A 25,566-nucleotide genomic window follows, 5' to 3' on the forward strand; every position below is an offset into this window, starting at 1 on the left:
GGCAATATGAGCTACTTAAATAACTTGCGGATGGTGTTTTCCGGCCGGTTTCAGTCGGACGTATCGACCGTCAATAACGATGTGCGCCATTTCGATGTCGACAAGTTCGTCCCTGAGTATCAGGAGTACGGGCCGGGGGCGACCAATGGCTGGTGGAATCCGTGTGGTTCCGGTGCGTTTCGTTTGATCGACTGCAGAGTAACGCAGGTCGGCTATCAGGACGGAACGACCACCAGTGATCCGGCGAAAGATCCTGTTATCGGTATGCTGCTGGGCGGCTCTAATGATCTGGTCAGTGCCAAAATGGTGGATTTGGATCCGCAGATGCAAATGGTCTCTGAAATCTGGGGGCTGAGCATGCGGCTGACGGACGGCAAGACGCCTGGTTTCGTGGCTGGCCGTTTTTTACCTGCGCCATTTCGCGACATTCTGTTCGGCAGGCAGCAGGGAGGCGGTGCCGGCGATCAGGCCGCCACCGCGATTTATCAGTCGGTGCTGGAAGATCTGAGCTGGGTTGATACCAGCCACTCGCCATTTCTTCAGCAACTGAAGACCATGGCAGAGCAGGTGGGAAAACTGTCTGTTCGCATGATGCTGTACAGCTACAACATGGATCATAAGAATCCGGACTTTACCATCGGTCGTGTCAGCGGGGTGATTGGCCCGGCCCTGGATTTTGAGCCGGATACCTTTGTGCTAGGGCGTCGCTTTGCGCCAGCCAACGGTGACAGCACGACACAAAACATTAACTTCTTTAATGCCCAGGTGGATACCGCCAAACGTAACCTTTGCGTTGACCTCAGTAATGCGTTACCGCTGTCGGGCACTGACGGCGCCTTTGTTGATCTCGGCAAGATGCAACTCGTGGTATTAGAGCCCCCTTTTGAGAACATTAAAGAAGGGGATACACAACTGATCTCTGGCAATCAGTTTACTCCGATTGGCGGTGCTATCCCTTATCTGACACCAGACTGGCTCAATGCTGAAGGGGCCTTGTTCAATGTGACTGATATCGACCCGACCCTGCTTCAGAGAATTCAGAGTCAGCCGCTGGCGTTGCTGAGCACCGACAACAATGGCGTGCTGATCCGGGAAACTGCGCAAGGGTTGCTGGTACGGGCCGATCAGGTGGTACATCGGTTAAATCCGGCTGTACCTGTGTCGGTCGATCTGTACGCATCCCGTTATGGCATTCCTGCAGCCGGAGAAAAGATTGCCGTCACGCTCCAACCGCCGGCTAAAGGTATGGGCGGCGGCGGCCCGCAACCGGCAGATGTGCCTATTCCTGTTATTAACATCCCGGCGTCTGCTATTTCTCTTGGTCAGACAGTCGCCACCGACTCACACGGTAAGGCGCATTACGGTTACAGCGTCTCTGCGCCGGGTAATCCGAGAGAGTATATCGACGGCCAGGTGTATTTACTCAGTTACACGCCGGTGAGTGATCCGGGTTATATCCAGCAGATGTTTGATTTCATTGCTAATCTGGTATTCGACAAATTTACTGTGCCCGACAAACCCACCTGGGATGATATCAAGCCCATTATGAGCCAGTACAACAACCTGTACCCGATTATGGGGCGCATGCTGGTCAATCTCAGCAATTACGACTCCATGGTGAGATTCCGTAATCTGCTGGAGCTGGCTTTTTCCCGCGAACAGAACGACCCGAATTATATGCCTGTCACCCGCGATCTTTCCGAGCCTAAGCGACAAATGGTGCTCAAATGGCTTTGCGAGCAGGATGCCAACGGCAATTACCTGCTGCGAAGGGGGCAGAACGACGCGCCTTTACCTATTGAACCTTGTGCCTCTTGTGAAATCAGCTCTCCGCTGGCAACTGCCAGTCTGGAAACGGACTCATCACAAGACATCAAAGGTTCGAAAGAACTGGCCGCAGAGCAATATCGTCGCAACCTCACTCAGCAAGATTAAAGGCGGGTACGAACATGTTGAAACTCAAAAGACAAATCATTGATAAAATTCACGATATTTCCGAGGTAAGTGAACTGCGTGAATATTTGCAAAGCGCGATCGAGCTTGAACACGCCACTGTACCTGTGTATCTGACCGGGCTGTTTTCACTGAAACAGGCGCAGAATGTCGAAGCGGGTAACATTGTCCGCAGTGTGGTGATCGAAGAAATGCTGCACATGAGCATCGCCTGTAATGTACTTAATGCGATTGGCGGTGCGCCGCAAATCAATAAGCCAGATTTTGTGCCGACGTTTCCCGGCCCCCTGCCCATGGGGGTGGGCGAAGACAGAGGATTAATTGCTACCCTGGCACCTTTGACGAAAGAGCAGGTGAAAACCGTGTTCATGGCCATCGAAGAGCCGGAAAATCCCATTGATATCCCAGTAACGAGTATGCTCCAGGCAGATGCCAATTACGCCACGATTGGTGAGTTTTATCAGGCGATCATCGACAAGATTGTGCAACTGGGAGAGAGCATTTTCACGGGCGATTCCAGCCGACAGCTGGCCGACACCAAGTGGTTTCCCGCGGATGAATTATGGGCCGTAACGAATGTGGAAACCGCCTGCCGTGCACTGGCGTTGATTGTTGAACAGGGTGAGGGCAGCAGTAAATCACCGACAGATGAAGAAGGCGAACTGGCGCATTATTACCGCTTTGCCGAAATTTACTATGGTAAGCGCCTGGTCAAAGACGCCAGTTCGCCGGTTGGCTGGTCATTCAGCGGCGAACCTGTGCCATTAAATCCGGAGGATGTGTATAACCTCAGACACAATGCGAAGGCAGCAGACTACCCGGAAGGCAGTGTGGCCCGGCGCTACGCGGATCAAACCAATTACACATACTCTTCTTTGCTTAATTCACTGCATCACACCTTCAATGGTGAACCGCAGCAGCTGGATCATGCCATGGGTCTGATGTATGAACTGCGATTAAGCGTTCAGAAAATGGTCACGATCGATTTAGGCAATGGTGAATTTGCCGCGCCACCATTTCAGTATGTCGCAACCAATGTATGAGGCTGGGATATGACGAATCCGTTTGTTTTTCACGAGATTGTCACGCCAGCCCCCTTCGACCTCAGCCATTTTTATGGCGAGGTCTTTGGCTGGCAGTGTCAGCGTATTGATGATCAGGGAACGCTGTATGCAATCCGCTCTCCCATACCGGGCTGTGCACCGGTGGGTCTGCTGACAAAAACCTCGGACGAGCCGGGGTTTTCGCAGAGTACGCTGTTTTATATTCAGGTTAAGGATATCGATGGATTTTTGCCTAAAGCGCTATCGCTCGGCGCTCAGATCGTGATGCCTGCTACGGCGTCTTCCCTCGGTGAGTGGCAGTACCGTCTGGCAGTCCTGTGCGATCCGCAGGGAAATCACTTTGGTGTAATGGAAGCGGTGATCCGGGCCGGGCAGGTGGCAGCGCTTCCCGATACGCCCTTTGATTTCAATGAAATAGTGACAGCGAATCCTTCGGCGTTGGTTGAGCGTTTTTATCGGCCCTTGTTTGACTGGGCGATTGAGATGACGGGCTCTTCGGAAGCGCCATTTTTTACCATCAGTACCGACCAGAGCGCGACACTGAGCGGCGGCATTGCGAAAATCAGCGATAAGCCCGGTTTTAATTCTTACGCCGGTTTCTATATCAGGGTGGACGATATCGCTCTCAGCTTAGAGAAGATTGCTCAGATGGGCGGTGAAGTGATTATGCCGGAAGTCACAGTGCCTTTAGGTGATGAAACGGTTTCGATTGCGATGTTTGCCGATCCGCAGCGTAATCAACTGGGGTTAATTCGCCGGATGCAGGGAGAGAAGCCATGAGTTTTTCATTTACGGTGAAAAGAAGGGGATTGTTGCTTGGCGGCCGGATTATTGGCACCTTGGCTGCCATCGTCATGAGTAGCGCAGTATATGCTGCCGACAATGATGATGCCCCGGATGTGTACTTCACTATGGGTGTGCATAATAATTTTGGCTGTCAGCCTGCGTCTAACTGCCTGCCACAGCGTCAGGCGGGCGATCCGAGTGACCCTCAGTACCCGGAATACTGGATCAGCGACTGGACCATGTTTCGAGTGTTCCAGAACTATGCTGACAATCCGCCGCCTTACACCAACCCGCCTTCTACACTGAGCCCGCAGGACTATACGGTTTCATACGGTACAACGTATTACGACAGCACATACAAACCAGCAGACGGTGATGGCGAAGGGGCAATGATGGAGCATTACCACAAATACTGTCTCCCCATTTTCCCGATAGAAAATAACGAATATTCCTGCTCGTTTGTGTCTCTCGGAAATAAGGCGTATTTCCTGACCTATCCGGAAGACCGGCCTGCCGGCATGCCGGAATGTTGTCTGTTCTCGCCGCAAAATCATCCGCCGAGACGGGATTTTATCAAGCACTTACCGTATAGCGCGAACCGAAGCGCGCTGCTGAATGGATCAGTACAAGCCTATGCACTGACCCTGCAAGGACCGGAGCCGATATTGTTTGGTTATGCATTCAATAAAGCACTGTCGCCTGACGCAGCGACTGGCGAATGGTACAGACATCCGCAGTCTTTCTATTTCTCGGGGGATTCGCAAACCGCAAAAGCCCCCATTGTCAGTCAGAACTACACCAGCTTCCGTAAACAACGACCTCGGGCAGCAGATACCTGGGATACAGTCGGTCAGATGTGTACAGCACAGCCTTTACCCAAGTGTCAGCTGTTTACGTATCAGGCCCAGCAGGACAACAAAGCACTGCAGGCCGTGCCGGAAAAACGCGGTGCTGGAGTCTGGAGTGACTTGAAAGCACCACGTCTCAGACCATCAGGTGATTGAAGAGGCAGAAAAGGGAATTAACGGGACAGGCACTATTGTGACTCTTTTTTGAGCAAGAGACAATCCGCTTACCAGGACAGACAGTTTGCTTTGTCTGTCCTGGTTCACCTTACAGATCGTTCTGATTCGCCGATGCCCAGCTTTGCTGAAATCCTGCCACCCAGAATCTGACCTCATGCTGAATTTGTGGCAACTGTATTGTGGCCCATTCGTTCATCGAGAATATGTCATAGACAGACTGCAAGCCTTCACGTGAGTTGGGTGTGGCAGTCAGTGCATTGGATTTAGCATCGCACCAAACGGTCATATTCACCGCTACGTCATTAACCGGAATTGCCGCTGTCGTTTTTGGCGCCATCTGGCTGCAATCGCCTTCCCAGTCGAAATAGACAGCCAGGTTGCCTGATTTTGATCGTGTCAGAGAGGTGAGAAAATTTCTCGCCGTCAATTTTTCAGATACCTGCTGAAATGTTTCTTTCAGCTTTGCTTTTACCCTAAAGGCATCATTGGATGTGAGCGTTACGCCCTGAACTAATTCTTCCCGGGTACTCAGAATGCCTAAGCTATAGGTTAAGAAAAACAGAATGTCGCCATCTATCTCGTCATTGCTGAACTGCAATAAATAATCGTTGGATGCCGTCTGAGTGAGATTTTCTGCAATGACAGCAAGGCTTTTTCTTCGTTGAGAGACATTTGAAAAGCTTTGGATGGATAGCGGATAAAAAGAGGTGATGGCCCGGTTTTCAGTGATATTTTCGGCACGAAAATTAAAGTAACTGACCATCCTGCCGTCCACTTCATCTATTTTCGTGTAACCAGCATGTGCGTTACCAGCTTCAGCATGTACGCCAAATACGATAAAAAATGGAAGTGCGAGAAATAAAAATTTAACCATCATTGCTCTCCAAAGATTAGACGGTTCAGGCTATCACAGCTCATTGGGCTGACTGTTATTTCATCAGAATTTAGTGAAGCGGCCCGAAGAATTCATCCTTGTTCTGGTGCCGGAAATTAACGGGACAGACACTTTAGAAGTTAGCAGGAAGAAATTATCAGGACAGACACTTTTGTGTCATAACTCGGAGTAGGGCTGGGCTGAAAAGACTGACGCTGTTGGTGTAACTATCTTTGGTGAAGATATCGTTTCTGATGTTAACAGAGCAATCCTGAATAGGATTGCTCTTGTCTTAGCGGGGAATGATTGTCAATAAGGAGAGATCAATCAGATAGCAGTGGTGACGGCTTCAGCCTGACACTCTGCATCAACCAGGTAGTTGGTTTGATCAAATTCCTGCCATGAACCTGTCGCTGCGCCATCAATCACCAGAATAGACACAAGGCCGTAGTCGATGAAAATACCCAGCAGTGTGGTGGCATCAAAAGATTTAGATACTGGGATCACTGACTCGCAACCGTTTTCTTCCACACGGATTGTGTATTCTTCTTTCTTTTTAAACGACGTCAGAACCTGGCCCTGGCCCATATAGCGCTCATTGACATAAATTTTCGCATTCGGGCTTTTACTGCGAATGCTGACTTCCTGGCTGGTACCGCTAAACATGGCCGCGCAGCCAGTCAGCATGAACAGAGCAATAAATAAAACAGCTTTTTCATTGTTTACCTTGGGTTTGTGAGTTGTTGAAAGGGATACGAAAGAAAAGGGCGTATCAAAAAGATAATTCACCAAAAACTAATCTAAGTGGTTGATGAAAATGTCGGACGGGATAGTACATGAAATACAATAAACCAGAAGTGGTTTTGTGAATAAATCTATTAATATCAGTGCTCTATATGGATTTTCTGTTGTACATATAGCGGGGTGTTTTATTTCGATTTATTGCTTGGCTATTCAAAATGGCAGCTGTGAAAAGTAAAGCGGGTGCCTTTTGATAAAGAGTGGGTTGTTTATAATCTCAGAGCGAAAGAGGATAGAAAGAATAATGCTGAGCATCAATTAAAAAATAAGATGTGACTAATTATTCTTTTTTATAGCATCGCATTAATCAGGTTCAGTCAGGACAGACAGATTCCGTCTGCCCTGACTAATTTGCGTTTTTAATTCATCTTCATCGGTTCAGATATTTGCGCTGAACGCGTATCGGATGTGATCCCCTGTGGGGTGGCAGAGCTTCTGGCATAGTGCCATTCGCGAAAATCACTGCCGGTTGGCGCTTGCGAGACCCGTAATCCGAACTCGGGCAGCACGGCATACAGGTGATCAAAAATATCCGACTGGATCTGCTCGTATTCCACCCAAACAGTGGTATTGGTAAAACAGTAAATCTCCAGCGATATCCCTTCGTGTGAAGGCGGCAGTTGGCGCACCATTAATGTCATGTGTTGATGAATATTAGCATGCTGGCGAAGATAGCGTTCCAGATACGCACGGAAACTGCCAAGGTTCGTTAATCGGCGGCCATTGATACGGCAGCCTAAATCCGACTTCTTTTGCTCGTTGTACTGATTGATCTCAGCCACTTTATGTTTGATATAAGGCTCGAGCAGCTGGGCTTTTTCCAGATAGCGAATCTCGTCGTCGGCCAGAAAGTGCACGCTGGTGGCGTCAATCAGCACGCTGCGCTTAATACGGCGCCCGCCTGACTGCTGCATGCCTTTCCAGTTCTTAAATGAGTCTGAAATCAGCGCGTAGGTCGGAATCGTTGTAATGGTTTTATCCCAGTTCTGCACTTTCACCGTGGTCAGACTGATATCAATCACATCACCGTCGGCACCGTATTTCGGCATTTCCAGCCAGTCGCCAACACTGAGCATTTTATTGGCGGATAACTGGATGCCCGCCACCAGTCCCAGAATTGGATCTTTAAACACCAGCATGATCACCGCGGTCATCGCACCCAGACCACTGAGCAGTATGACCGGAGATTTGCCGATCAAAATCGAGGTACTCATCAGGGCTGCAACCACAAAAAAGATGATTTTCAGACTCTGCGAAATACCTCGCAAGGGCATATTGCGGCCAGCCTGTGTCCGGCCCAACAGCACTTCAATCACACCCAGTACCGCGTAGAGTGTCAGCAAGCTGTACAGCACAATCCACAGCGACGTGAAAGTTTGCAAAATCTCATACACGGCGCTGTCATCAGACAGCCACAACTGCGTTTGCACCGCAATCACAATGCCCTGAATCAGCAGAGCAAACCGGCTGAAGAGTTTCTTACCAAAGACGGCCTGATGCCAGAGCGTTTCGCTGTGCCCGGTAAACCGGTTCAGCCACAGAATCACACCGCGGTGCAGTATGAAATGAATCACGACAGAGATACCGGCGATCAAGCCCAGCGCCTCGCCGAGATCAATCAGTTGTTCAATATTAATATTGTGAGAAGTAAACCATTCAGTAAGCATGAAAAATAGTGCTGCCATAAATCACAAACAGGCCGTCAATGTAGCATGGATAGCGGCTTTTCAACATGAGGCAAAATGTTAAATCTGGGTGGGGAGGGGGATTGTGTGAAGTGCTGATTGAGGAGGTTATCGGTTTAATTAAACAATTCACTTCGTGTGGTGCTACTAAATAATCCCAGTTCGTAATCTCTGTATTGGTTATCTAAATGCGTGTGTTTAACACTCTCGGCCTTAGTCGCAGTTTCGCCACATTAGATTATTGAAATACGAAGGCATAGCTGTTGGAATAATCAAGGCCAGAGGAGAAAGAAAAATTTCTCAGGTGTAGACACTTTGTAGACACTTGGCTATTTGTAGTATAAAAAAGGCCACTTAAAAGCGGCCTTAAATACTTCGAAAAAACCGAGTTATTCTTTCCCGTACACGTTATTTTCCTGCTCACGTACACGGATGAACGTGGTGCGTTTGGTCAGCTCTTTCAGCTTCGCCGCGCCAACGTAGGTGCAGGTTGAGCGCACGCCGCCCATAATATCCTGGATGGTGTTTTCCACCGGGCCACGGTAAGGCAATAGGACGGTTTTTCCTTCAGCGGCACGGTAGTTGGCAACCCCGCCAGAATGCTTGTCCATCGCGCTCTGGCTCGACATCCCGTAAAATTTCATGAATTGCTGGCCGTCTTTTTCAACGATTTCGCCGTTGCTTTCTTCATGGCCGGCCAGCATGCCGCCCAGCATCACGAAATCAGCGCCGCCGCCGAAGGCTTTAGAGACATCGCCGGCACAGGTGCAGCCGCCGTCGCCAATGATCTGTCCACCCAGGCCGTGTGCGGCATCCGCACATTCGATAATGGCAGACAGTTGCGGGTAACCCACACCGGTTTTCACGCGAGTGGTGCACACTGAACCCGGGCCGATACCCACTTTGACGATGTCTGCACCCGCCAGAATCAGCTCTTCCACCATGTCGCCGGTGACGACGTTACCCGCGCTGATGACTTTATCAGGGAATGCTTTACGGACTTTTTCCACGTACTCGACCAGGTGCTCAGAGTAACCGTTCGCGATGTCAATGCAGATAAACATCAGCTCGTCGGTCAGCGCCATAATATCTTTGGTTTTCTGAAAATCAGCATCTGATGTACCGGTAGAGACCATGGCGTGTTTCAGGACATCAGCACTGTTTTCTTTAATGAAACTGGCCCAGTCCTCAACACTATAGTGTTTGTGAATGGCGGTCATGACATTGTGTTTTGCCAGTGCTTTTGCCATGTCAAAGCTGCCGACTGAATCCATATTGGCGGCAATGATGGGAACGCCTGACCATTGACGGCCGCTATGCTTGAATGTAAAATCGCGGGTTAATTCAACTTGAGATCGGCTTTTCAGGGTTGAACGTTTCGGGCGAAACAGTACATCTTTGAATCCCAGTTTCAGGTCTTGTTCGATACGCATGGAAGTTCCTTCTTTATCTTCACTGTGACTATCGGATATTGCTCGTCAGTTATGCGCTATTGGCAGATAGCAATTTTCCTGAAGAGCAGGCACAAAAAAACCGGAGCGTTGGCAGACGCTCCGGTTTTCAGCATTATAGGCGCAGTTATTTTTTCTACAAGCCTGAAAAACGCATTTTTTTTATGATATCCTCCCGAAGATTGCATCCACCCATTTTGCCTCGACGTCACACAGTGTCATGACGGTTTGGTGAATCCTCAAGCATTCAAATCACTTCATAACCAGACGCGGATGACTTCCTGAATCCGAATGTCAAATTTATTATTTTTTTCTTCCAATCTTATTCAATCCTTGGATAATCCTATGAGTCTCGCTGGCTACGTGGATAGATTTACCTTGTTCAATAGAAGAAAAACAAAACAGATATTCCCGCTGGATTTCTACGGTGAAGATGGCAGCTGGCGCTTTATTCTGCGGGCATACTCGTCTGATGAAGTACTGGATGCTATGTATTGGCGTGCATATATTTCTTGTCACCGGAAGGAGTTTGATCTGCTTCATCTGGCGATCGACAAGTTTAACTATAAGTACAACTACTCGGCCTCTGATGTTTCAGAGTTGCATTTGGGAGCCGTAGGCTCTGCAATGCGGGTGAATATGATGGGGCCGATTGTGCCGGTTAAGCATTTGCTGGCTAATATTGCAGAAAAGCTGGCAAACAAGACGAGCGGCACTGAGAAAACCCAGGCCGCAGCACATAACGGGCCTCTTCAGGCTAAGTCATCTTAAGTGCTGAAAGATGGTCTGAATGACGACTGAATATTTAAAAGGAGCGATGGCTCCTTTTTTAATGTCCGATTTTGGTAAAAGCTTGTGGAGACATTATCTTAAGTTCGCTATGTTAGGAAATGAATCTGACAATAATCATGTAGGTGAACGGATGAACTCATGGACGCAGGGCAGATATCTGGCCGTATCGTTGTTGCTGGCGACTCAGTTTGGGCTGGTCAGCAATGTGCACGCCACCACGGATCTGGCATCCATGTCAGAGTTGGTGGGCAAGTGGCAGTGCCTGCCGGATGAGAAGGCATCAGATAAGGAAGAGAGCTGGGTGAATTATGATTTTCATCATGATGGAAAAGTCAGCTCTAAAGAATGGATTCGCTATCAGGATCAGGGCAAAACTGAGCTGGAATTCAACTTATTTGTCGACTATCACCTTGAGTCGCTGGAAGGTGAATACCGTTTAAAACCTTTATCAATGAAACGGGAAATTCTGTCAGACCCCAATCAGGCCAATCCTTTTGGTTATGATGCGCAGCGCGATCTCATGGGTTACCGCATCTTCTTGCAGCCGGTGATGAAAGGTAAAAACGCAGCGCAGTTCGAAATGTGGTATCACATCACTCCCCAGAATCATTTTTCTATGCAGTGCCAGCGGCAGGCCGCCTGACGGGCAATCAGTCTTTACGCAGGTTGCTTACACTTGAAATCGGCGTAGGAAAGCGACTGACGACCCAGTAAGTGGACAGGATGAAAGTCGTGAGTGTTGCAGCTTGAATAAAGAGCATGCCCTGATCTGAAACCAGACCGGCAGTAAGTGCTGAATAGGCAAGTAAGAGGGAAAACTCGCTGGCTTGACTGAGCCGGGCGGACAGTTCCTTAGGTGCTTTTTCGTTTGCCAGTTTTAGCGCAATAATGAAACCTGCTGCTTTTACTGCCACCAGCAGCACTCCAAACAGCCCACCCCAAAGCAGTACGGTACCGCCTTGTGTGATGTCCATTTTTGCACCAACCGCGAAGAAAAATAATATCAGAAAAAATTCCCTCAAGGGTTTCAGGTGCAGGGAAATCGCTTGCGAAACCCGGCTGATGGCTATAGACAGCCCGGCTACAAATGCCCCGATTTCATAGGATAAACCCGCTAAGTGACCCGTTTCCGCCCACAGCAGACACCATGCCAGTGCGGTAACAAAGGTGTATTCCTGAATCACATCAAAACGACGAAACAACGGGAGCACCAGATAGCGGACGCCTAAATACGCCAACAAGCAAAGCAAACCCAGCTTCAGGAGAATCAGTATAAAGGCGCTGATCATAGCATCTGGTTCCCGCACATTCAGGAACAGAATCACAATGATAGCCAGTATGTCCTGTATCAGTAGCACGCTGGTCATGACTTCCCCCACACGCTGATGATGGAGTGTGGTGGTCGGGATCAATTTCAACCCTATGACGGTACTTGAGAACATCAGTGCGGCGGCGGCCACAAGCGAATCACCAAGGGACAGACCGATCATCAAGCTAAATCCCAATGTCACCAGAAAGAAGAGACAACAGGTCCCCAGCGTGATCAGTGCGCTTTCTTTAAAGAGACTCAGCAGCTTGAAAGGTTGCAGGTTCAGGCCCAGAAGAAACAGTAATAGGATGACACCGAACTGGCCGAACTGGATGATTCTGTCGTTATCATTGAGCAACCCCAAGCCACTGGGGCCAAGGGCAATGCCGGCCATAATGTACGCCAGAATGATAGGCTGGCGGGCGTACAGAAAAATCGTGCCTATTAACGCTGAACTGACCACAATGATCCCGAGCTCGAAAATCATGGTCTGTAGTTCATTTAACATGCGGCACCCATACGACAGCGATCAGGCTTGTTAATCCCTTAAAAGCATAGATGCTTTAGTGGGACAGTCACTATTGTGACGGGCTCAATGGATGCGACTTCAGCCATAGTGGTTTAGCGATACCATAACGGGACAGACACTTATGCGTGCCGGGCAAATCCGGCAAGGATGTTCGCCAGTCGATCTATTTTGCTATTGGAGAGCTGGCGATAATCAAAGTAGGGACAGATAACCAGCCTGTGTTCACTGTTGATCGCAAATTCATTATCCAGCCAGATAAGAGGTACTGTCAGTTTTTCCTCGTGAATCAGCTTCTTGGCGTAGGTTCTGCCCATAATGATGTGATAGCGGGGCACGGTATCTGAAGCATCAAGATTGGGCGGATTGAATAACAGCGCTGTTTGGCTGTATTGCCGGAGAAGGAAATCATCTCTGAATGACTGCCAGCTCGGCGCGTTCGTTGAATGGGGAAACACCTTGCTGTCGAGGGCATAAATCAGCTTAGCGTAAACATTGAACACTTTTCGCCACCCGTTGCCACACGCCTGGCCGATAGCATGTATTTCACCTGAAGCAGCAGGTTGCAATTGATTCAAATATTCCATCCCGGGCATAGCTGGACGGTGTTCGATGTAAGCGGCCAGTGAAAAATCGGAACAGCCCAGTCCGATATGATTCTGTGCGCTATCTTCGGTGATATTGTGTGTTTTTTCAGGCATCAGTGTCGATCTTCTTTATATGCGGTATGTTGGATAATTGTAAGCGTGATTTTACTTAATGTTTACTTGCGGTTGACACTGCTTTACCAAGCCATATGTACGCTGTACACATATGTAGAAAAACAGGTAGCGTCATATGAAAACTCTATGGATTGGTATCTTGTGCTTCTCTCTGATTGCACCAGCAACCAGTTTTGCCCATGGTGGCAGAGATCACGGTGGCAGAGACCATGGTTATGATCATGGTTATAAAAAATACTATAAGCATAAACATAAGCACAGACACCATCATCATCGTAAACCGGTAAGACATTATCACCACCATGATGTTGTCGTCATTAAGGAACGCCCTCGCAGGGAATATCACCGTACCAATTTACCCGAACTGGTGACCTTTGCTGTGGTCTCTGGCATTACTTATGCGATTATTGATAACGCATTTTATAAAAAATCTGGTGACAATTACGTTTACACCCCATACCGCCCTTAAGCTGCCACCAGACTGTTCCGTTCATTATCCTCCAGATTTGCATACCTTCTGTCAGAAATGGCAGGAGGTTTTTTTTTTGCACTCTGCGTTTTCGTTTCCTCTGTACATGCAGAAAATATCAATATTTTTGGTGGGATACACATCACAAACGGTATTTTATGCTGGCTTTTTGACGAGTTCACACAAGTGCCACAGCTAGAGTGTCAAACCATTACACAATAAAAATCAATGGGTTATGATTTTCCCTAGCAAGGAACACTGCTTTTGGGTGATGCAAGATTAAAATACCAGTTTGTTAGGCCAGTTATAATCACTTTGTTGGTTGTATATTCTTAATTTTACCCATATGTCGAAGTTTACATCTGCAAGGTCTTGGCATTATCGAATTTTCCTTTACCCTAGCTTGTAACTGAATTGTTAATCTCTTGTTTGCAGTTCGATGCAAATGGGAGAGTGTCCGACGCTGTTGCGGACTGCTAGGGATAAGGCGCTGCTAAGAGGAGCTGATGCAATGAATGTTTCACTGGATCGTACTTTTCAACTCACACAACTGAGCGGACAGGCTATCAATGAGCTTTCCCCTTCGTTTGACCATTTACCCAAAACCGGGCATGCAGATGGCGAGTATCGTCTTCGCCGCTATTCCATTGTGAAAGCGACCGCCAATGGTGTACTGCACATGCCACCCAGAGCTTTTGTCCAATCTGACGACATTAACCATTTTCAGGGTAATGTCAGCCGCACTTTTGAGCCTTTGGAGGACAAGATACTCTTTAGTGCCGGGATGCGTGAAATGTGTGAAGTGTTCAAACGCGCCAATGCCTTATCAGATGATCAGGAAATTGAAATTCATCAGATCCGTATTGCTACGCTGGAAGGCGAGACTCAGGTAGCACCTGAAGGGGTTCATCAGGATGGTTTTAATCACATTGCGGTGATTGGGATTGGGCGTGAAAACATCGAGGGTGGGGAGTTTCTGGTCTACAAGAATAAGAATGAACTGCCTTTTCTGAGTATGGCGCTAGAGCAGGGTGAGGTCGCGATTCTGGCCGACGATCAGCTCTGGCATAACGCGCGGCCCATCAAAGCGGTGAAGAAAGATAAAAAAGGCTATATGGACCTCTTTGTTCTGACAGCCCGGGAGACGCAGTATGCAGTTTGATGTTTCGAGTGTTCGTCAGCAGTTTCCTGCACTGGCTCAACAGATAAATGATGCACCTGTGTATTTCTTTGACGGACCGGGTGGAGCACAGGTGCCTGCCAGTGTTTTACAGGCCATGACGGATTATCTTGGTCGATATAATGCCAATCTGGGCGGTTCGTTTTTCTCCAGTGAGGTGACAGTGTCACTCATGGCAAAGGCGCGTCAGTCTGTTCAGGCATTACTGAATGCGCCGTCGCCCGAGAATATTGTTTTTGGTCCGAATATGACCTCACTGACTTTTCAGCTCAGCCGTGCTATTTCACGTGACTGGAAGCAAGGTGACGAAGTGATTGTGACGTCCCTGGATCATTATTCGAACGTGTCTAGCTGGCAGCAAGCGGCGGATGACAAAGGGGTACTGGTTCGTCAGGTTCGGGTGAATCAAGCCGACTGCACGTTAGACTACGAGCACTTTGAATCTTTGCTGAATAATAAAACGCGGTTGGTGGCCGTCACATACGCGTCGAATACAACTGGCTCGCTGGTGGACATTGCGCGCATTGTTAAAGCTGCGCACAGTGTTGGCGCGCAAGTCTATGTTGATGCAGTGCACTATGCTCCGCACAAGCTGGTAGACGTGCAGGCACTGGGCTGTGATTTTCTGGCGTGTTCAGCTTATAAGTTCTTTGGTCCGCATGTGGGAATTGCTTATGTGGCACCTCAGTGGCTGCAGACGTTGAAGCCGTATAAAGTTGAACCTGCTACAGATCTCGGTCCGGGACGTTTTGAAACGGGAACCCAGAACTTTGAGGGTTTGGCAGGCGTAGTTGCTGCCATTGATTATCTGGCACAGTGGGGCGATCCGCAAGACAGCTTACGCAAGCGTCTGGCAGCCAGTTACACTCAGTACCAGTCTCATGAAGAATCGCTGAGCCAGTATTTTTTGAGCTGGGTCAGGAAGTTCAGCAATGTCACTTTACTGGGAATAGACGATGATAAACGGCTCGCAGAACGTACGCCGACTTTTGCAATACGTATTGATAATGTAATGCCGTCGGATATAGCCTCCCACCTGGGTCAACAGAATATGTGCGTCTGGAACGGTCACTTTTATGCGTTAGGGCTGTGCCAACAACTGGGAGTACTTGAAAGTGGTGGCGTCGTCCGAATTGGTTTCATGCATTACAATACTCAGGCAGAAATTGATCGCCTTTTTGAAGCGTTAGCGCCGTTTTTGAACCCTGTTTCTGAATAATAAATAACAATGATTACTGCAATTAGCAGAATACTGTCACAGGCTTAAGCCATTAAGCTGATCGAATGAAAGCCCACGTTTTTCGTGGGCTTTTTGTTGTTTAGAGCATGCTACACCAGTTAAGCATCAGGGTTGGCCTGGCGCTGCTGGTTAAGATACACACCGAGCAAAATCAATATCATTCCCGCGATAGGCCAGATCATATACAAAAGTGTCTGTCCCTTTAAGAACAACAAAATCAAGGTTAGTAAAACACCCACCAGCATTTGCCCGCTGATCACCAGCAAGCTTGTTCGCATCGCTCCAATTTTGGGCAGCACAAGGCTATTAATCGTCACAAATAGCACACCAATGACTCCCCCTGCATAAGCACTTAATGGTGCATTTTGTGGTAAAGAGAAAGAGCTGTCATGCACAAGCAGCACCAATAATGACAGGAAGATAAAACCTATCAGATGGTTCCAGTAAGAAGAGGTTATTGCTGTTCGGTCAAGTCCTAACCTTCCGTTCAAGATACGGCTCAGGCTAATACAGATACCGTTGAGTACAGCAAGAAAAATGAACAACGTCATGGCTTATCCTCATTAATCGGTGATTTATCAGTAATCAGCTTGGTGTGAAAATGATCAGCATGCTGCCGGATAAAATGCAGCACACCACGACTAAATCTTGCGAAGATAATTTCCTTCTTTTCGAACCCATCAGCCCGAACACATCACTGAGCATCCCGAAAAGTGTCTGTCCCACCAGCATAAAAGCAACAGAGCCCGACAGGCCCAGGGGGCTATTCACCGTAGCTGCAGCCAGAATAACGGTAAATGCGCCGGGTATTCCGCCCAGATAAGCCCACTTAGGGACAGGCTTGGGTGTCGGGCGAGTCCGCTTGCGACGCAAATGACAGACCAACAATATAAAGCCGGCAAAGGTTGCTCCTATGCCATGTGCAATCCAGGAAGCTAAGACTGGAGAACTGTTTGCGGCCAGCTGACTATTAAGCAGAATCATGAGAGACAACATGGCACCAGCTAAAAGGGCAAGCAGTGCAGGGGACAATTTCAGCATGGGTGATCCAATTTGTTGGGTAGTGTGTGACATGAATTCTATATTGTGTCTTTGAGGTTTATAATTGGGTTTAATAGAAAAACACTGTAGAGAAAAAGTATACAAATGCGTGATAACGATGCTTTCAGTGTCATACCTGTTTTCGTCACTGTAGTGGAATGTGGCAGCTTTTCGGCAGCAGCGGAACGGTTGGGGATCACCAAATCTGCAGTCAGTAAACGTATCAATTACCTTGAAGCGAAACTGGGTACGCGGCTGCTGAACAGAACAACCCGCAGTCTGAGCCTGACCGATGCCGGTGAACAGTACTTTGAATCTGCCAGAGCCGCTTACAGGATTGCCCGTGAAGCAGAAGATAAACTCGGCCAGTTACAGGGCAACCCCAGCGGGCTGCTGAAAGTGACTGTCCCGATGACGTTTGGGCGCCTGCATATCAGCCCCTTAATCCCTGAGTTTCTGCAACGATATCCCGATATCCGACTGGAAATAACACTGGATGACAAAATGGTCGATCTTGTCGAAGGGGGCTATGACCTCTCTATTCGTATTGGTCATATACCTGAGTCCAGCCTTGTTGCGCGGCGGTTAGCACCTTGCCGAAGCGTGCTTTGTGCTTCTCCGAATTATTTGAAAATGTACGGAACTCCACAGTCACCAGCGGATTTACAGCATCATAATTGTCTGTATTACAGCTATTTTCGTGGTGGCGCAGAATGGCGATTTAATGGGCCATCTGGTGTTGAGAGTATTCAACCCAAAGGAAATTTTCAGGCCAATAACAGTGAAGTGCTGCGAGATGCTTTAGTGGCCGGTTTGGGTATTTGTCAGATGCCGACTTTTATCGTGGGGCCGGATGTAGCCTCAGGAAAATTGGTTCCGGTTATGTCTGACTATGTTTTACCGCTGCATGCAGTCTATGCCATGTTTCCAGAACGTAAGCACTTACCGGAGAAGGTAAGGGTGTTGATTGACTTTTTGGTGGATAAGTTGGGCGGCGATAAACCACACTGGGATACCTTTTAAAAGGACAGGCACTTTTGGGATCACCTAAATGGGACAGGCAAATTAGCAAGCAACTGCTTGAATTTATAAAGCGAAGGCTATTCTTTTTGATAGGGTTTGGACTAATAACGAGAGTGGAGGCAGATGCAGGGAAAGTGGAGGCTATCCAGCAAACAAGCAATAAGTCAGAAATGAGCAATGATTTGAGATGCAAGAACCTGACCTGAATCTCTTGTTGAAGCTTATAGACGGTTGGCCGATCAATGTTTAATTCATTGATAATTGAATGCCAGAAATACGCTTACGTCCCATTAATGGTAGACAGGCTTTCATTGACGACTTTGTTCCTATCATGCAGCCTTTCTCAAATTGTTTGTATTTGCGAAACCAAGATAAGCTATTCAATCCTAATCGCTTAAGAATTGGCGGCGTGTCGTGAGCAATCTGCCCCGTTTTTCCTTCATGAAAATGCCTGCCTATCCAGTCGAGAAACTCCAGATAATCCGCCAGATGAAGTGGGATTCCTTCTAACCTGTCGCTGCTTTGACTCATAAAAGGATATAGGTAAGTAACGCTGGCCTTCGGCTTGCGTAAGTTATTGAGACGGTATTTGATTGATGTGAAGTCTGATGTCTCCGGTGTTTTGGCGATACCGGCACGAACGGGGTTTAAATCTACATACGCCATAGCAGCGGCCAGTGCTTTATCATCCAGCAGGGCCTGACTTTTGAATCGCCCCTCCCAGAAGTGACCGCTACATCCGTCTTCTTTATTGGCTTCGGTGGCAATAAATTGATTGAGCAACCGCATAAACCAGCTAATGCTGTAGAGGCGCTGACGCCAGCCCTGAATGATGGAACTCACTGCGCTGTATTCAGTCTGAGTGCAAATATCTCCCCGCAGATAACGTTGGATTAAAACGGGAGGGTTGTGAAACGTTAGCCAGCGATCAATGACATTATTGTCAGACAAAGAGTCGGCTTTGGCTTTGTTAATATGCAGCACGAGGTGATAGTGATTACTCATAATGGCGTAAGCGCAGAGGTCGATACAAAACACTTTAGCTAATGCGAATAGCCTGTCTTCAACCCAACTACGGCGGTGCTCGTAACTGACACCGGACTCTTCATCCAGTCCGCAGAGGAAAGCGCGACGTACGCACCGGGAAATGCAGTGGTAGTAGGCCGTAGCTTCAAGGCAAATTTGCTGATGTCTGGCTGTTGTCATGCAAGCGTTCACAAGTAAGTTACTGTATGTATGAACAGTACACAAGAGCGTGTTGGATGAGAAGCAGGATAGTGAAAAATTCGATGCGATACACAGTGTGGTGTAATTGAGGTGGCTGTAACTTTCAGACAACCCGCAGAATCTTTCTTGAAGTGCCTGTCCCTTTAGTTTGTCGTGTGAATAAGCCGTTGTTAATTGTGCCTGTCCCGTTAGGGCTAATGTGTCTGTCCCTTTAAGATTGGCGCTCTTCAGTTCGCTCTGCGTCATACGGTGAGGTACTCCCTGATGTGAGCTTCAGAAAGGCTCGTCATTTCTCCGCTGGCGACGGTTCGCCCTCGATCCAGCAGACAAAAGCGGTTGCCGACTTTACGTGCAAAAGGCAGTTTTTGCTCAACCAGCAGTACCGTCAGGCCGAGCTCGTGGTTCAGCTTTCGGATGATGTCACCTATTTCTTGTACTATGTTGGGTTGGATGCCTTCGGTGGGCTCGTCAAGCAAGAGTAATTTTGGATCCAGGACCAGTGCCCGGGCGATCGCCAGTTGTTGTTGCTGTCCGCCGGATAGATCGCCTCCCCGCCGGTGCAGCATGTCTTTTAACACCGGAAACAAATCGTAGATGTAGGAAGGAATGCGTCTGTCGCCGCGTGGGCGAACCGGCAGGCCAATCTGCAGGTTTTCATGGACCGTCAGAAGAGGGAAGATTTGTCTTCCCTGCGGTACATAGCCCAGGCCGCAGCGCGGGCGGGCTTCAGTTGTCAGCGGTACTAAGTTCTGCCCGTTAAAGGTCATTTGCCCGCTGCGGGCTTTGATTAAGCCCATAATGCATTGCAGCAGCGTGGTTTTACCGACGCCGTTACGGCCCATCAGCACGGTGCACTGGCCTTCGGGGACAGACAGCTCAAGATCCCACAGGGTATGGCTTTCGCCATAAAACTGGTTTAATCCTTGTATTTCTAACATAGTGATTCCTTTTCACGTTCAGTGAGTCATTTACTGACCCAGATACACTTCCCGGACTTTATCGTTGTTTTGAATATCTGCCATGCTACCTTCTGCCAGCACATGTCCCTGATGGAGAACGGTTACCGTGCTGGCGATAGAGCGAACGAAGTCCATATCGTGCTCAACAACCATCACAGAATGCTGTCCGGCCAGTGAGCGCAGCAGTTCGGCGGTTCGGTCCATTTCCTGATGCGTCATACCCGCTACCGGCTCATCAACCAGCAGCAGCTTGGGTTTCTGCATCAGCAGCATGCCAATTTCCAGCCACTGTTTCTGACCGTGAGATAACTTTCCCGACAGCATCCGGCGCTGATCTGTTAATCCAATCAGTGTCAAAACCTGTTCAATGTTGTCCTTTTGTTCGCCAGACAAGTGTGCTCTGAAAGTCTTCCAGACGCCTCTGGGTCCGGTCATGGCCAGTTCAAGGTTGGTCCAGACTGACAGGCATTCAAAGACGGTGGGTTTTTGAAATTTACGGCCAACGCCGGCAGTGGCGATGTCAGCTTCATCCATCTCCAGCAGGTTGAGGTTGGAACCCAGCCAGACCTGGCCGCTGTCAGGGCGAGTTTTTCCGGTAATGATGTCCATCATGGTGGTTTTACCGGCCCCGTTTGGCCCGATGATGCAACGTAGTTCCCCTTCTTTGATATAGAGGTTGAGATCCTTGATGGCCTGAAAACCATCAAAAGAAACGGAAACGCCCTCAACGTACAAAAGTATGTTGTGTCGGGTGTCGATAAGCGGGTGATGCTGAGGTTTCAGGAAGTCGAAGACTTCATGACGACGGGTCAGCGGCTGTAACGGATTGTGCGTCAGGAGTTTGTCCAGACGTGATGAACTTGTGTTCGGGTTAAGCGGGGTGACTGTTGTCATGCGGATACCTCACGGCGTTGCAGCAGGCCGGCAAGGCCTTTGGGCAGAAAAAGCGTGGCGAGAACAAACAGGCTGCCGAGAGCAAAGAGCCAGACTTCCGGGAACTCCACCGTAAACCAGCTTTTGGCATAATTGATCAGTACCGCACCGATGACGGCGCCATACAAAGTGGCGCGACCGCCAAGTGCGACCCACACCACGATTTCAATGGAGTTGAGCGGGGCAAATTCTCCCGGGTTGAGGATGCCAATTTGTGGCACGTACAGCGCACCGGCAATGCCTGCCAGAACAGCAGACAAGACAAAGATCGCCAGTTTGATATGTTCCACTTTATAGCCGATGAAGCGCGTGCGGGCTTCGGCATCACGGATGGTTATCACCACACTGCCTAACCGGCTGGCGATGACTGCGCGGCAAATCAGATAGCCAAGGATCAGGGCCAGCACACTGGCCACAAACAGGGCCATTCGTGTGGTGTCGGCCTGTAAGTCGGCACCAAGCAAGTCTTTAAAATCTGTCAGGCCATTATTGCCGCCAAAGCCCATCTCGTTGCGGAAAAAAGCCAGCATCAGCGCAAAGGTTAGTGCCTGTGTCATGATGGACAGATACACCCCAGACACCCGCGAGCGAAATGCCAGCCAGCCAAAGATATACGCTAATGCCCCTGGGATCAGCACTATCATCAGACAGGTAAACCAGAAACTATCGAACCCGTGCCAGAACCAGGGTAACTCGGTCCAGTTCAGGAAGACCATGAAGTCAGGCAGTTCGGGGTTTGCGTACACCCCTCGATCACCAATCTGGCGCATCAGGTACATGCCCATGGCGTATCCGCCCAAGGCAAAGAAAGCACCATGGCCCAGACTGAGAATGCCCAGGTAACCCCAGACGAGATCGACGGCCAGTGCCAGTAAGGCGTAACACAGGTATTTGCCCAGCAGCGAGACAGTGTAAGTTTCCAAATGAAGCGGATGCCCCTGCGGCACAGCAAGGTTGAGGACAGGCACGATGATCGCGGCAGCAAACAGCAGGGTCAGTAACACCTGTCCTCCGCGGTCCTGTCTGAGTATTGATGTCAGCATAATGAATCCTTTTCTTATCCTTCAGCGGCTCTGCCACGTTGCGGGAACAGGCCACGCGGGCGTTTTTGAATAAACAGAATGATAAAAACCAGCACCAGGATTTTCGCCAGCACGGCACCTGCCCAGGGTTCGAGGATTTTGTTGAAAATGCCCAGGCTCAGGCCGGCGACTAACGTTCCCCACAGGTTGCCGACTCCGCCAAATACCACCACCATGAAGGAGTCTATGATGTAGCTCTGACCCATGTTGGGTCCGACATTGGTCAGTTGGGAAAGCGCGACCCCGGCAATACCGGCAACGCCGGATCCCAGTCCGAACGTCATGGCATCAACCCATTCTGATCTGACCCCCATCGCCCGGGCCATGCCTCTGTTTTGCGATACGGCGCGAACCTGCAGGCCAAGCGAGGTTTTTTTCAGCACCAGCAGCAACAGGGTAAAGACCAGAAGACAAAATCCTATGATGATCAGCCGGTTCCAGGTCAGGCTGAGCATGGGGGTGATTTCCAGCATTCCACTCATGAAATCCGGGGTCGTCACTGAGCGGTTCAGCGGAGAAAAAATACTGCGAACGGCTTGTTGCAGGATCAGGCTGATGCCGAATGTGGCCAGCAGGGTTTCCAAAGGGCGGCCGTACAGAAAACGAATCACGCTGCGTTCAATCGCGACACCAACAAGCCCCGACACCACAAAAGCCGCCGGAATGGCAAGAATCAGCGCCAGTGCAGTATGCTGGGGCATGAGTTGTTGCAGCACATAGGTCGTATACGCGCCCAGCATAATCAGCTCGCCATGGGCCATATTGATCACCCCCATGACACCAAATGTGATGGCCAGGCCAATACCGGCCAGCACCAGCACCGACCCCATGCTCAGCCCGAAATACAGGGTTTCGACACTGTTATAGACACGTTGCCGCTGCTCATATGTGCTGAGTGCGCGCGTCAGTGCGCTGTGAATCTCGGAATCTTTTGCCAGGGTTTCGGCTTGAGCCAGAGCGCGTTGCGCGGCAGGGTGGGCGGCATCTGACAGCGACTGAATCAAGGCCAGCTGGCTGGCTTTGTTGTCGGCGGCGCCGCTGCTCTGCTTATCATTGGCCTGGTTATGAGGGTTCTGGCTGAACTGGCCCAGTCTGGCGATGTCGAGTGCAAGGTTGATGGCCGCTCTGACTGCTGGGCTGGTTTCATGGCTCAGTTGCAGGCGAAGCGCCTCAAGGATGTCCGGTTCGGTATTGCCCGTCAGTGCATTAACAGCCGTTAATCGGACAGACGGATCAGTGCTAGTGATATCGAGCGTTGATAGACGCCGTTGAATCAAGGTGCGCAGCGCATTATTGATGGCCACTTTTTTGTAATCACGCGGGTTATCGAGCGTCACCGGCTTATTGCTGCTCAGCTGCAACGCATTATGATCATCCTGTAACAGTACCAAAGCGTGCGTGTTTTTCTGGTAAGCAATGGCGCGATTGAGCAGGCCATCAAGAATGGTTTTGGTCTGTGGGTGGTGCTGCGTAATCAACCATTCTATGGCTTCGGCTTTGCGCTCGAAGTTACGTTGGGCGAAGCTGTTTTCCACATCGGTGAAGCTGCTGACTGAACTGGCGTAAGCCGTCGAAACGGCTATGGGTAAGCCGATCAACAGTACCAACAGTTGCCTGATATAAGTGATGTAAGCCTGGTGCACATTCAGCAGTCCAGACAGTAACTGTTTGGTCATGAGTGTCGTCCGTGAGTGCAGGAACAGATCCAATCGTCCGGCAATCCGGGCCGGACGATGGGCGAGACGCGGGAGGTGTATTATTCGTTGCTACCCGCACATTTGCCTGAAACAACATTGAAGCTGCCGCAGGACATGGGTTTTTCCCAGCTGGCGAACAAGTCTTTTGAACCAGGCAGAAAATCTGACCAGGCGTCGCCGGCCACTTCGTCTTTGGTTTCCCACACAGTCACGAACTGGCCGTCATCCTGGATCTCGCCAATCAGAACCGGCTTGGTGATGTGGTGATTGGGCATCATGGTGGCATAACCGCCGGTCAGATTCGGGACAGTCACCCCAATGATGGCATCCTGTACTGCATCGGCATCAGTCGTTCCGGCTTTTTCGACAGCTTTCACCCACATGTTGAAGCCCAGATAAGAGGCTTCCATCGGGTCATTGGTGACGCGCTTATCATCTTTGATGAACTTGTGCCATTTTTCGACAAAATCGTTGTTCTGGTCTGTGTCGACACTCATGAAGTAGTTCCAGGCAGCGAGGTGGCCAACCAAGGACGAGGTATCCATACCTGACAACTCTTCTTCACCAACGGAGAAGGCAACAACCGGAATATCAGCCGCTTTGACGCCCTGAGCGGCGAGCTCTTTATAGAAGGGCACGTTGGCATCCCCATTGATGGTGGAGACAACGGCCGTTTTCTTACCGGTCGCGCCAAATTTCTTGATATCAGAGACGATGGATTGCCAGTCTGAATAACCGAACGGCGTGTAGTTGATCATGATGTCGCTGTCGGCGACGCCTTTATCTTTCAGGTAAGCCGCCAGTATCTTATTCGTGGTGCGCGGATAGACATAGTCTGTCCCGGCAAGCACCCAGCGTTTTACGCCCATTTCATTCATCAGATAATCGACGGCCGGGATAGCTTGCTGGTTGGGTGCTGCACCTGTGTAGAATACGTTCTTGGACGATTCTTCTCCCTCATACTGCACCGGATAGAAGAGCAGGCTGTCGAGTTCTTCAAAAACGGGCAGCACAGATTTACGTGAAACAGAAGTCCAGCAGCCGAACACGACATCTACCTTGTCTTTCTCGATCAACTCGCGCGCTTTCTCGGCAAAAAGCGGCCAGTTAGAAGCCGGATCGACCACAACCGGCTCCAGTTTTTTCCCCAGAACGCCGCCTTTTTTATTTTGCTCGTCGATTAGCATCAGTACAGTGTCTTTGAGAGTGGTTTCACTGATCGCCATGGTGCCGGAGAGAGAATGAAGGATGCCGACTTTAATTGTGTCATCGGCTAATGCATTGAAAGATAAAGCCATTGAGGCGGCGAGGGCTGCCCATTTCAGTGTCACTGCTTTTTTATCCATTATGTTTGCTCCTTTTTAGTGTTGTCACAGACAGAAGCAAGGGGCAGGCCAGAAACACGTCTTCCGATAAAAATTAAAAGAGTAAATGAAAAACAATCAGTTACTCTGATTGAAATGCAGGTGTGCAGGGAAAGTAATACAGGGCTGTCTGTTAATGGTGCAGGTTGCTCGATCGATGCACAATATTGAATCAGGAGTCAGGAGTTATAGTTCATGGTCGATTGATCCTGCACCAGTGGCATGAAAGGCACTGACAGTGACCTTAATCAATTGTCAGCTGAAGGTCATACTTGGTCGCTTATATTGGTTTTGGTCTTTTTTTCTGGGAGCGAAGTGGCAAGCTTACGATCTGTGCTGGCGGTATACTGCTTGAGAATAAAC

23 protein-coding genes and 1 pseudogene are annotated in these 25,566 nt (G+C 49.3%); 10 read left to right on the forward strand and 14 right to left on the reverse strand.

The genetic code is table 11. The annotated features are described in order from the left end of the window. Window positions 1-6: 6 nt before the first annotated feature. The 4 genes from D6M16_RS16305 to D6M16_RS16320 are packed head-to-tail and all read left to right on the forward strand — an operon-like array spanning window position 7 to window position 4,807. On the forward strand, window positions 7-1,935 hold the full coding sequence (locus D6M16_RS16305; RefSeq protein ID WP_162941077.1) for a hypothetical protein: 1,929 nt from the start codon (window positions 7-9) through the stop codon (window positions 1,933-1,935). 14 nt (window positions 1,936-1,949) lie between these two features. Then, the gene (locus tag D6M16_RS16310; RefSeq protein WP_120512870.1) at window positions 1,950-2,996 is read left to right on the forward strand and encodes a ferritin-like domain-containing protein; all 1,047 of its coding nucleotides are present in this window, start codon (window positions 1,950-1,952) and stop codon (window positions 2,994-2,996) included. A gap of 9 nt (window positions 2,997-3,005) precedes the next feature. Further along, window positions 3,006-3,797 carry a VOC family protein gene (locus D6M16_RS16315; RefSeq protein ID WP_120512871.1) on the forward strand — a complete coding sequence of 264 codons (792 nt, stop codon included), beginning with the start codon at window positions 3,006-3,008 and terminating at the stop codon, window positions 3,795-3,797. Further along, entirely contained in the window at window positions 3,794-4,807 is a 1,014-nt protein-coding gene (locus tag D6M16_RS16320; RefSeq protein ID WP_120512872.1) for a hypothetical protein, read from the forward strand. The genes D6M16_RS16315 and D6M16_RS16320 overlap by 4 nt, the downstream gene beginning before the upstream one ends. Before the next feature lie 109 nt (window positions 4,808-4,916). On the opposite strand, the gene D6M16_RS16325 is transcribed toward D6M16_RS16320, so the two are convergent. The 4 genes from D6M16_RS16325 to D6M16_RS16340 all read right to left on the reverse strand — a co-directional run bounded on the left by D6M16_RS16325 (window position 4,917) and on the right by D6M16_RS16340 (window position 9,621). Beyond that, window positions 4,917-5,705, reverse strand: a complete 789-nt coding sequence (locus D6M16_RS16325; protein ID WP_205576917.1) for a hypothetical protein — start codon at window positions 5,703-5,705, stop codon at window positions 4,917-4,919. Between the two features lie 324 nt (window positions 5,706-6,029). Further along, window positions 6,030-6,368, reverse strand: a complete 339-nt coding sequence (locus D6M16_RS16330; RefSeq protein ID WP_120513227.1) for a PEGA domain-containing protein — start codon at window positions 6,366-6,368, stop codon at window positions 6,030-6,032. Between the two features lie 494 nt (window positions 6,369-6,862). Then, window positions 6,863-8,170 (reverse strand): mechanosensitive ion channel family protein, encoded by a 1,308-nt coding sequence (locus D6M16_RS16335; RefSeq protein WP_120512874.1) that lies wholly within the window; start codon window positions 8,168-8,170, stop codon window positions 6,863-6,865. Between the two features lie 407 nt (window positions 8,171-8,577). Next, window positions 8,578-9,621, reverse strand: coding sequence for a GMP reductase (locus tag D6M16_RS16340; RefSeq protein WP_120512875.1), 1,044 nt, complete (start codon window positions 9,619-9,621; stop codon window positions 8,578-8,580). 309 nt (window positions 9,622-9,930) lie between these two features. Between D6M16_RS16340 and D6M16_RS16345 the strand changes: the two genes are divergently transcribed. Beyond that, window positions 9,931-10,410: a hypothetical protein gene (locus tag D6M16_RS16345; protein WP_240435644.1), complete on the forward strand. Its 480-nt coding sequence runs from the start codon at window positions 9,931-9,933 to the stop codon at window positions 10,408-10,410. Window positions 10,411-10,561: 151 nt separating this feature from the next. Next, the gene (locus tag D6M16_RS16350; RefSeq protein WP_120513228.1) at window positions 10,562-11,074 is read left to right on the forward strand and encodes a hypothetical protein; all 513 of its coding nucleotides are present in this window, start codon (window positions 10,562-10,564) and stop codon (window positions 11,072-11,074) included. 7 nt (window positions 11,075-11,081) lie between these two features. Here the strand turns inward: D6M16_RS16350 and D6M16_RS16355 are convergent, their stop codons facing one another. Beyond that, window positions 11,082-12,248: a cation:proton antiporter gene (locus D6M16_RS16355; protein WP_120512877.1), complete on the reverse strand. Its 1,167-nt coding sequence runs from the start codon at window positions 12,246-12,248 to the stop codon at window positions 11,082-11,084. Window positions 12,249-12,388: 140 nt separating this feature from the next. After that, window positions 12,389-12,967 carry a DUF6942 family protein gene (locus D6M16_RS16360; RefSeq protein ID WP_120512878.1) on the reverse strand — a complete coding sequence of 193 codons (579 nt, stop codon included), beginning with the start codon at window positions 12,965-12,967 and terminating at the stop codon, window positions 12,389-12,391. Window positions 12,968-13,103: 136 nt separating this feature from the next. Between D6M16_RS16360 and D6M16_RS16365 the strand changes: the two genes are divergently transcribed. From D6M16_RS16365 to D6M16_RS16375, 3 genes are all read left to right on the forward strand, one after another. Continuing rightward, complete coding sequence (locus D6M16_RS16365; protein ID WP_120512879.1) at window positions 13,104-13,457, forward strand: hypothetical protein; 354 nt, start codon at window positions 13,104-13,106, stop codon at window positions 13,455-13,457. A gap of 511 nt (window positions 13,458-13,968) precedes the next feature. Beyond that, entirely contained in the window at window positions 13,969-14,619 is a 651-nt protein-coding gene (locus D6M16_RS16370) for a 2OG-Fe dioxygenase family protein (RefSeq protein WP_120512880.1), read from the forward strand. Further along, window positions 14,609-15,856: a cysteine desulfurase-like protein gene (locus D6M16_RS16375; protein WP_120512881.1), complete on the forward strand. Its 1,248-nt coding sequence runs from the start codon at window positions 14,609-14,611 to the stop codon at window positions 15,854-15,856. Before D6M16_RS16370 ends, D6M16_RS16375 begins: the two co-directional genes overlap by 11 nt. Before the next feature lie 119 nt (window positions 15,857-15,975). Here D6M16_RS16375 and D6M16_RS16380 read toward each other — a convergent pair whose 3' ends face one another. Together D6M16_RS16380 and D6M16_RS16385 are read right to left on the reverse strand one after the other, a co-directional pair. Beyond that, window positions 15,976-16,428: a DMT family transporter gene (locus tag D6M16_RS16380; RefSeq protein WP_120512882.1), complete on the reverse strand. Its 453-nt coding sequence runs from the start codon at window positions 16,426-16,428 to the stop codon at window positions 15,976-15,978. Window positions 16,429-16,462: 34 nt separating this feature from the next. Continuing rightward, window positions 16,463-16,918 carry a DMT family transporter gene (locus tag D6M16_RS16385; RefSeq protein WP_120512883.1) on the reverse strand — a complete coding sequence of 152 codons (456 nt, stop codon included), beginning with the start codon at window positions 16,916-16,918 and terminating at the stop codon, window positions 16,463-16,465. A 105-nt stretch (window positions 16,919-17,023) separates the two neighbouring features. Between D6M16_RS16385 and D6M16_RS16390 the strand changes: the two genes are divergently transcribed. Then, a complete protein-coding gene (locus D6M16_RS16390) occupies window positions 17,024-17,941 on the forward strand; it encodes a LysR family transcriptional regulator (protein WP_120512884.1) in 918 nt (305 codons plus the stop codon). Window positions 17,942-18,187: 246 nt separating this feature from the next. Here D6M16_RS16390 and D6M16_RS16400 read toward each other — a convergent pair whose 3' ends face one another. From D6M16_RS16400 to urtA, 6 genes and pseudogenes are all read right to left on the reverse strand, one after another. Continuing rightward, window positions 18,188-19,147 (reverse strand): transposase, encoded by a 960-nt coding sequence (locus D6M16_RS16400; protein ID WP_120513229.1) that lies wholly within the window; start codon window positions 19,145-19,147, stop codon window positions 18,188-18,190. A 263-nt stretch (window positions 19,148-19,410) separates the two neighbouring features. Then, window positions 19,411-20,106: an urea ABC transporter ATP-binding subunit UrtE gene (gene urtE, locus D6M16_RS16405; RefSeq protein ID WP_120512886.1), complete on the reverse strand. Its 696-nt coding sequence runs from the start codon at window positions 20,104-20,106 to the stop codon at window positions 19,411-19,413. 30 nt (window positions 20,107-20,136) lie between these two features. Further along, window positions 20,137-21,021: an urea ABC transporter ATP-binding protein UrtD gene (gene urtD, locus D6M16_RS16410; protein WP_120512887.1), complete on the reverse strand. Its 885-nt coding sequence runs from the start codon at window positions 21,019-21,021 to the stop codon at window positions 20,137-20,139. Then, window positions 21,018-22,103, reverse strand: a complete 1,086-nt coding sequence (gene urtC / locus D6M16_RS16415; protein ID WP_120512888.1) for an urea ABC transporter permease subunit UrtC — start codon at window positions 22,101-22,103, stop codon at window positions 21,018-21,020. Before urtC ends, urtD begins: the two co-directional genes overlap by 4 nt. Window positions 22,104-22,117: 14 nt before the next feature. Continuing rightward, window positions 22,118-23,008 (reverse strand): annotated as a pseudogene (gene urtB, locus D6M16_RS22720) (urea ABC transporter permease subunit UrtB); the annotation flags it as partial. Window positions 23,009-23,898: 890 nt separating this feature from the next. After that, window positions 23,899-25,185: an urea ABC transporter substrate-binding protein gene (gene urtA, locus D6M16_RS16425; protein ID WP_120512890.1), complete on the reverse strand. Its 1,287-nt coding sequence runs from the start codon at window positions 25,183-25,185 to the stop codon at window positions 23,899-23,901. Window positions 25,186-25,566: the final 381 nt, after the last annotated feature.

The organism is Photobacterium salinisoli (assembly GCF_003614885.1).
Lineage (GTDB): Bacteria > Pseudomonadota > Gammaproteobacteria > Enterobacterales > Vibrionaceae > Photobacterium > Photobacterium salinisoli.

Coding starts and splice junctions, on each gene's coding strand:
- D6M16_RS16380 (WP_120512882.1), bottom strand. CDS start 16,428: ATGACGTTGTTCATTTTTCTTGCTGTACTCAACGGTATCTGTATTAGC.
- D6M16_RS16365 (WP_120512879.1), top strand. CDS start 13,104: ATGAAAACTCTATGGATTGGTATCTTGTGCTTCTCTCTGATTGCACCA.
- urtC (WP_120512888.1), bottom strand. CDS start 22,103: ATGCTGACATCAATACTCAGACAGGACCGCGGAGGACAGGTGTTACTG.
- D6M16_RS16400 (WP_120513229.1), bottom strand. CDS start 19,147: ATGACAACAGCCAGACATCAGCAAATTTGCCTTGAAGCTACGGCCTAC.
- D6M16_RS16305 (WP_162941077.1), top strand. CDS start 7: ATGAGCTACTTAAATAACTTGCGGATGGTGTTTTCCGGCCGGTTTCAG.
- D6M16_RS16310 (WP_120512870.1), top strand. CDS start 1,950: ATGTTGAAACTCAAAAGACAAATCATTGATAAAATTCACGATATTTCC.
- D6M16_RS16325 (WP_205576917.1), bottom strand. CDS start 5,705: ATGATGGTTAAATTTTTATTTCTCGCACTTCCATTTTTTATCGTATTT.
- D6M16_RS16335 (WP_120512874.1), bottom strand. CDS start 8,170: ATGCTTACTGAATGGTTTACTTCTCACAATATTAATATTGAACAACTG.
- urtA (WP_120512890.1), bottom strand. CDS start 25,185: ATGGATAAAAAAGCAGTGACACTGAAATGGGCAGCCCTCGCCGCCTCA.
- D6M16_RS16320 (WP_120512872.1), top strand. CDS start 3,794: ATGAGTTTTTCATTTACGGTGAAAAGAAGGGGATTGTTGCTTGGCGGC.
- D6M16_RS16330 (WP_120513227.1), bottom strand. CDS start 6,368: ATGTTTAGCGGTACCAGCCAGGAAGTCAGCATTCGCAGTAAAAGCCCG.
- D6M16_RS16315 (WP_120512871.1), top strand. CDS start 3,006: ATGACGAATCCGTTTGTTTTTCACGAGATTGTCACGCCAGCCCCCTTC.
- urtE (WP_120512886.1), bottom strand. CDS start 20,106: ATGTTAGAAATACAAGGATTAAACCAGTTTTATGGCGAAAGCCATACC.
- D6M16_RS16360 (WP_120512878.1), bottom strand. CDS start 12,967: ATGCCTGAAAAAACACACAATATCACCGAAGATAGCGCACAGAATCAT.
- D6M16_RS16340 (WP_120512875.1), bottom strand. CDS start 9,621: ATGCGTATCGAACAAGACCTGAAACTGGGATTCAAAGATGTACTGTTT.
- D6M16_RS16390 (WP_120512884.1), top strand. CDS start 17,024: ATGCGTGATAACGATGCTTTCAGTGTCATACCTGTTTTCGTCACTGTA.
- urtD (WP_120512887.1), bottom strand. CDS start 21,021: ATGACAACAGTCACCCCGCTTAACCCGAACACAAGTTCATCACGTCTG.
- D6M16_RS16350 (WP_120513228.1), top strand. CDS start 10,562: ATGAACTCATGGACGCAGGGCAGATATCTGGCCGTATCGTTGTTGCTG.
- D6M16_RS16345 (WP_240435644.1), top strand. CDS start 9,931: ATGTCAAATTTATTATTTTTTTCTTCCAATCTTATTCAATCCTTGGAT.
- D6M16_RS16355 (WP_120512877.1), bottom strand. CDS start 12,248: ATGTTAAATGAACTACAGACCATGATTTTCGAGCTCGGGATCATTGTG.
- D6M16_RS16370 (WP_120512880.1), top strand. CDS start 13,969: ATGAATGTTTCACTGGATCGTACTTTTCAACTCACACAACTGAGCGGA.
- D6M16_RS16375 (WP_120512881.1), top strand. CDS start 14,609: ATGCAGTTTGATGTTTCGAGTGTTCGTCAGCAGTTTCCTGCACTGGCT.
- D6M16_RS16385 (WP_120512883.1), bottom strand. CDS start 16,918: ATGCTGAAATTGTCCCCTGCACTGCTTGCCCTTTTAGCTGGTGCCATG.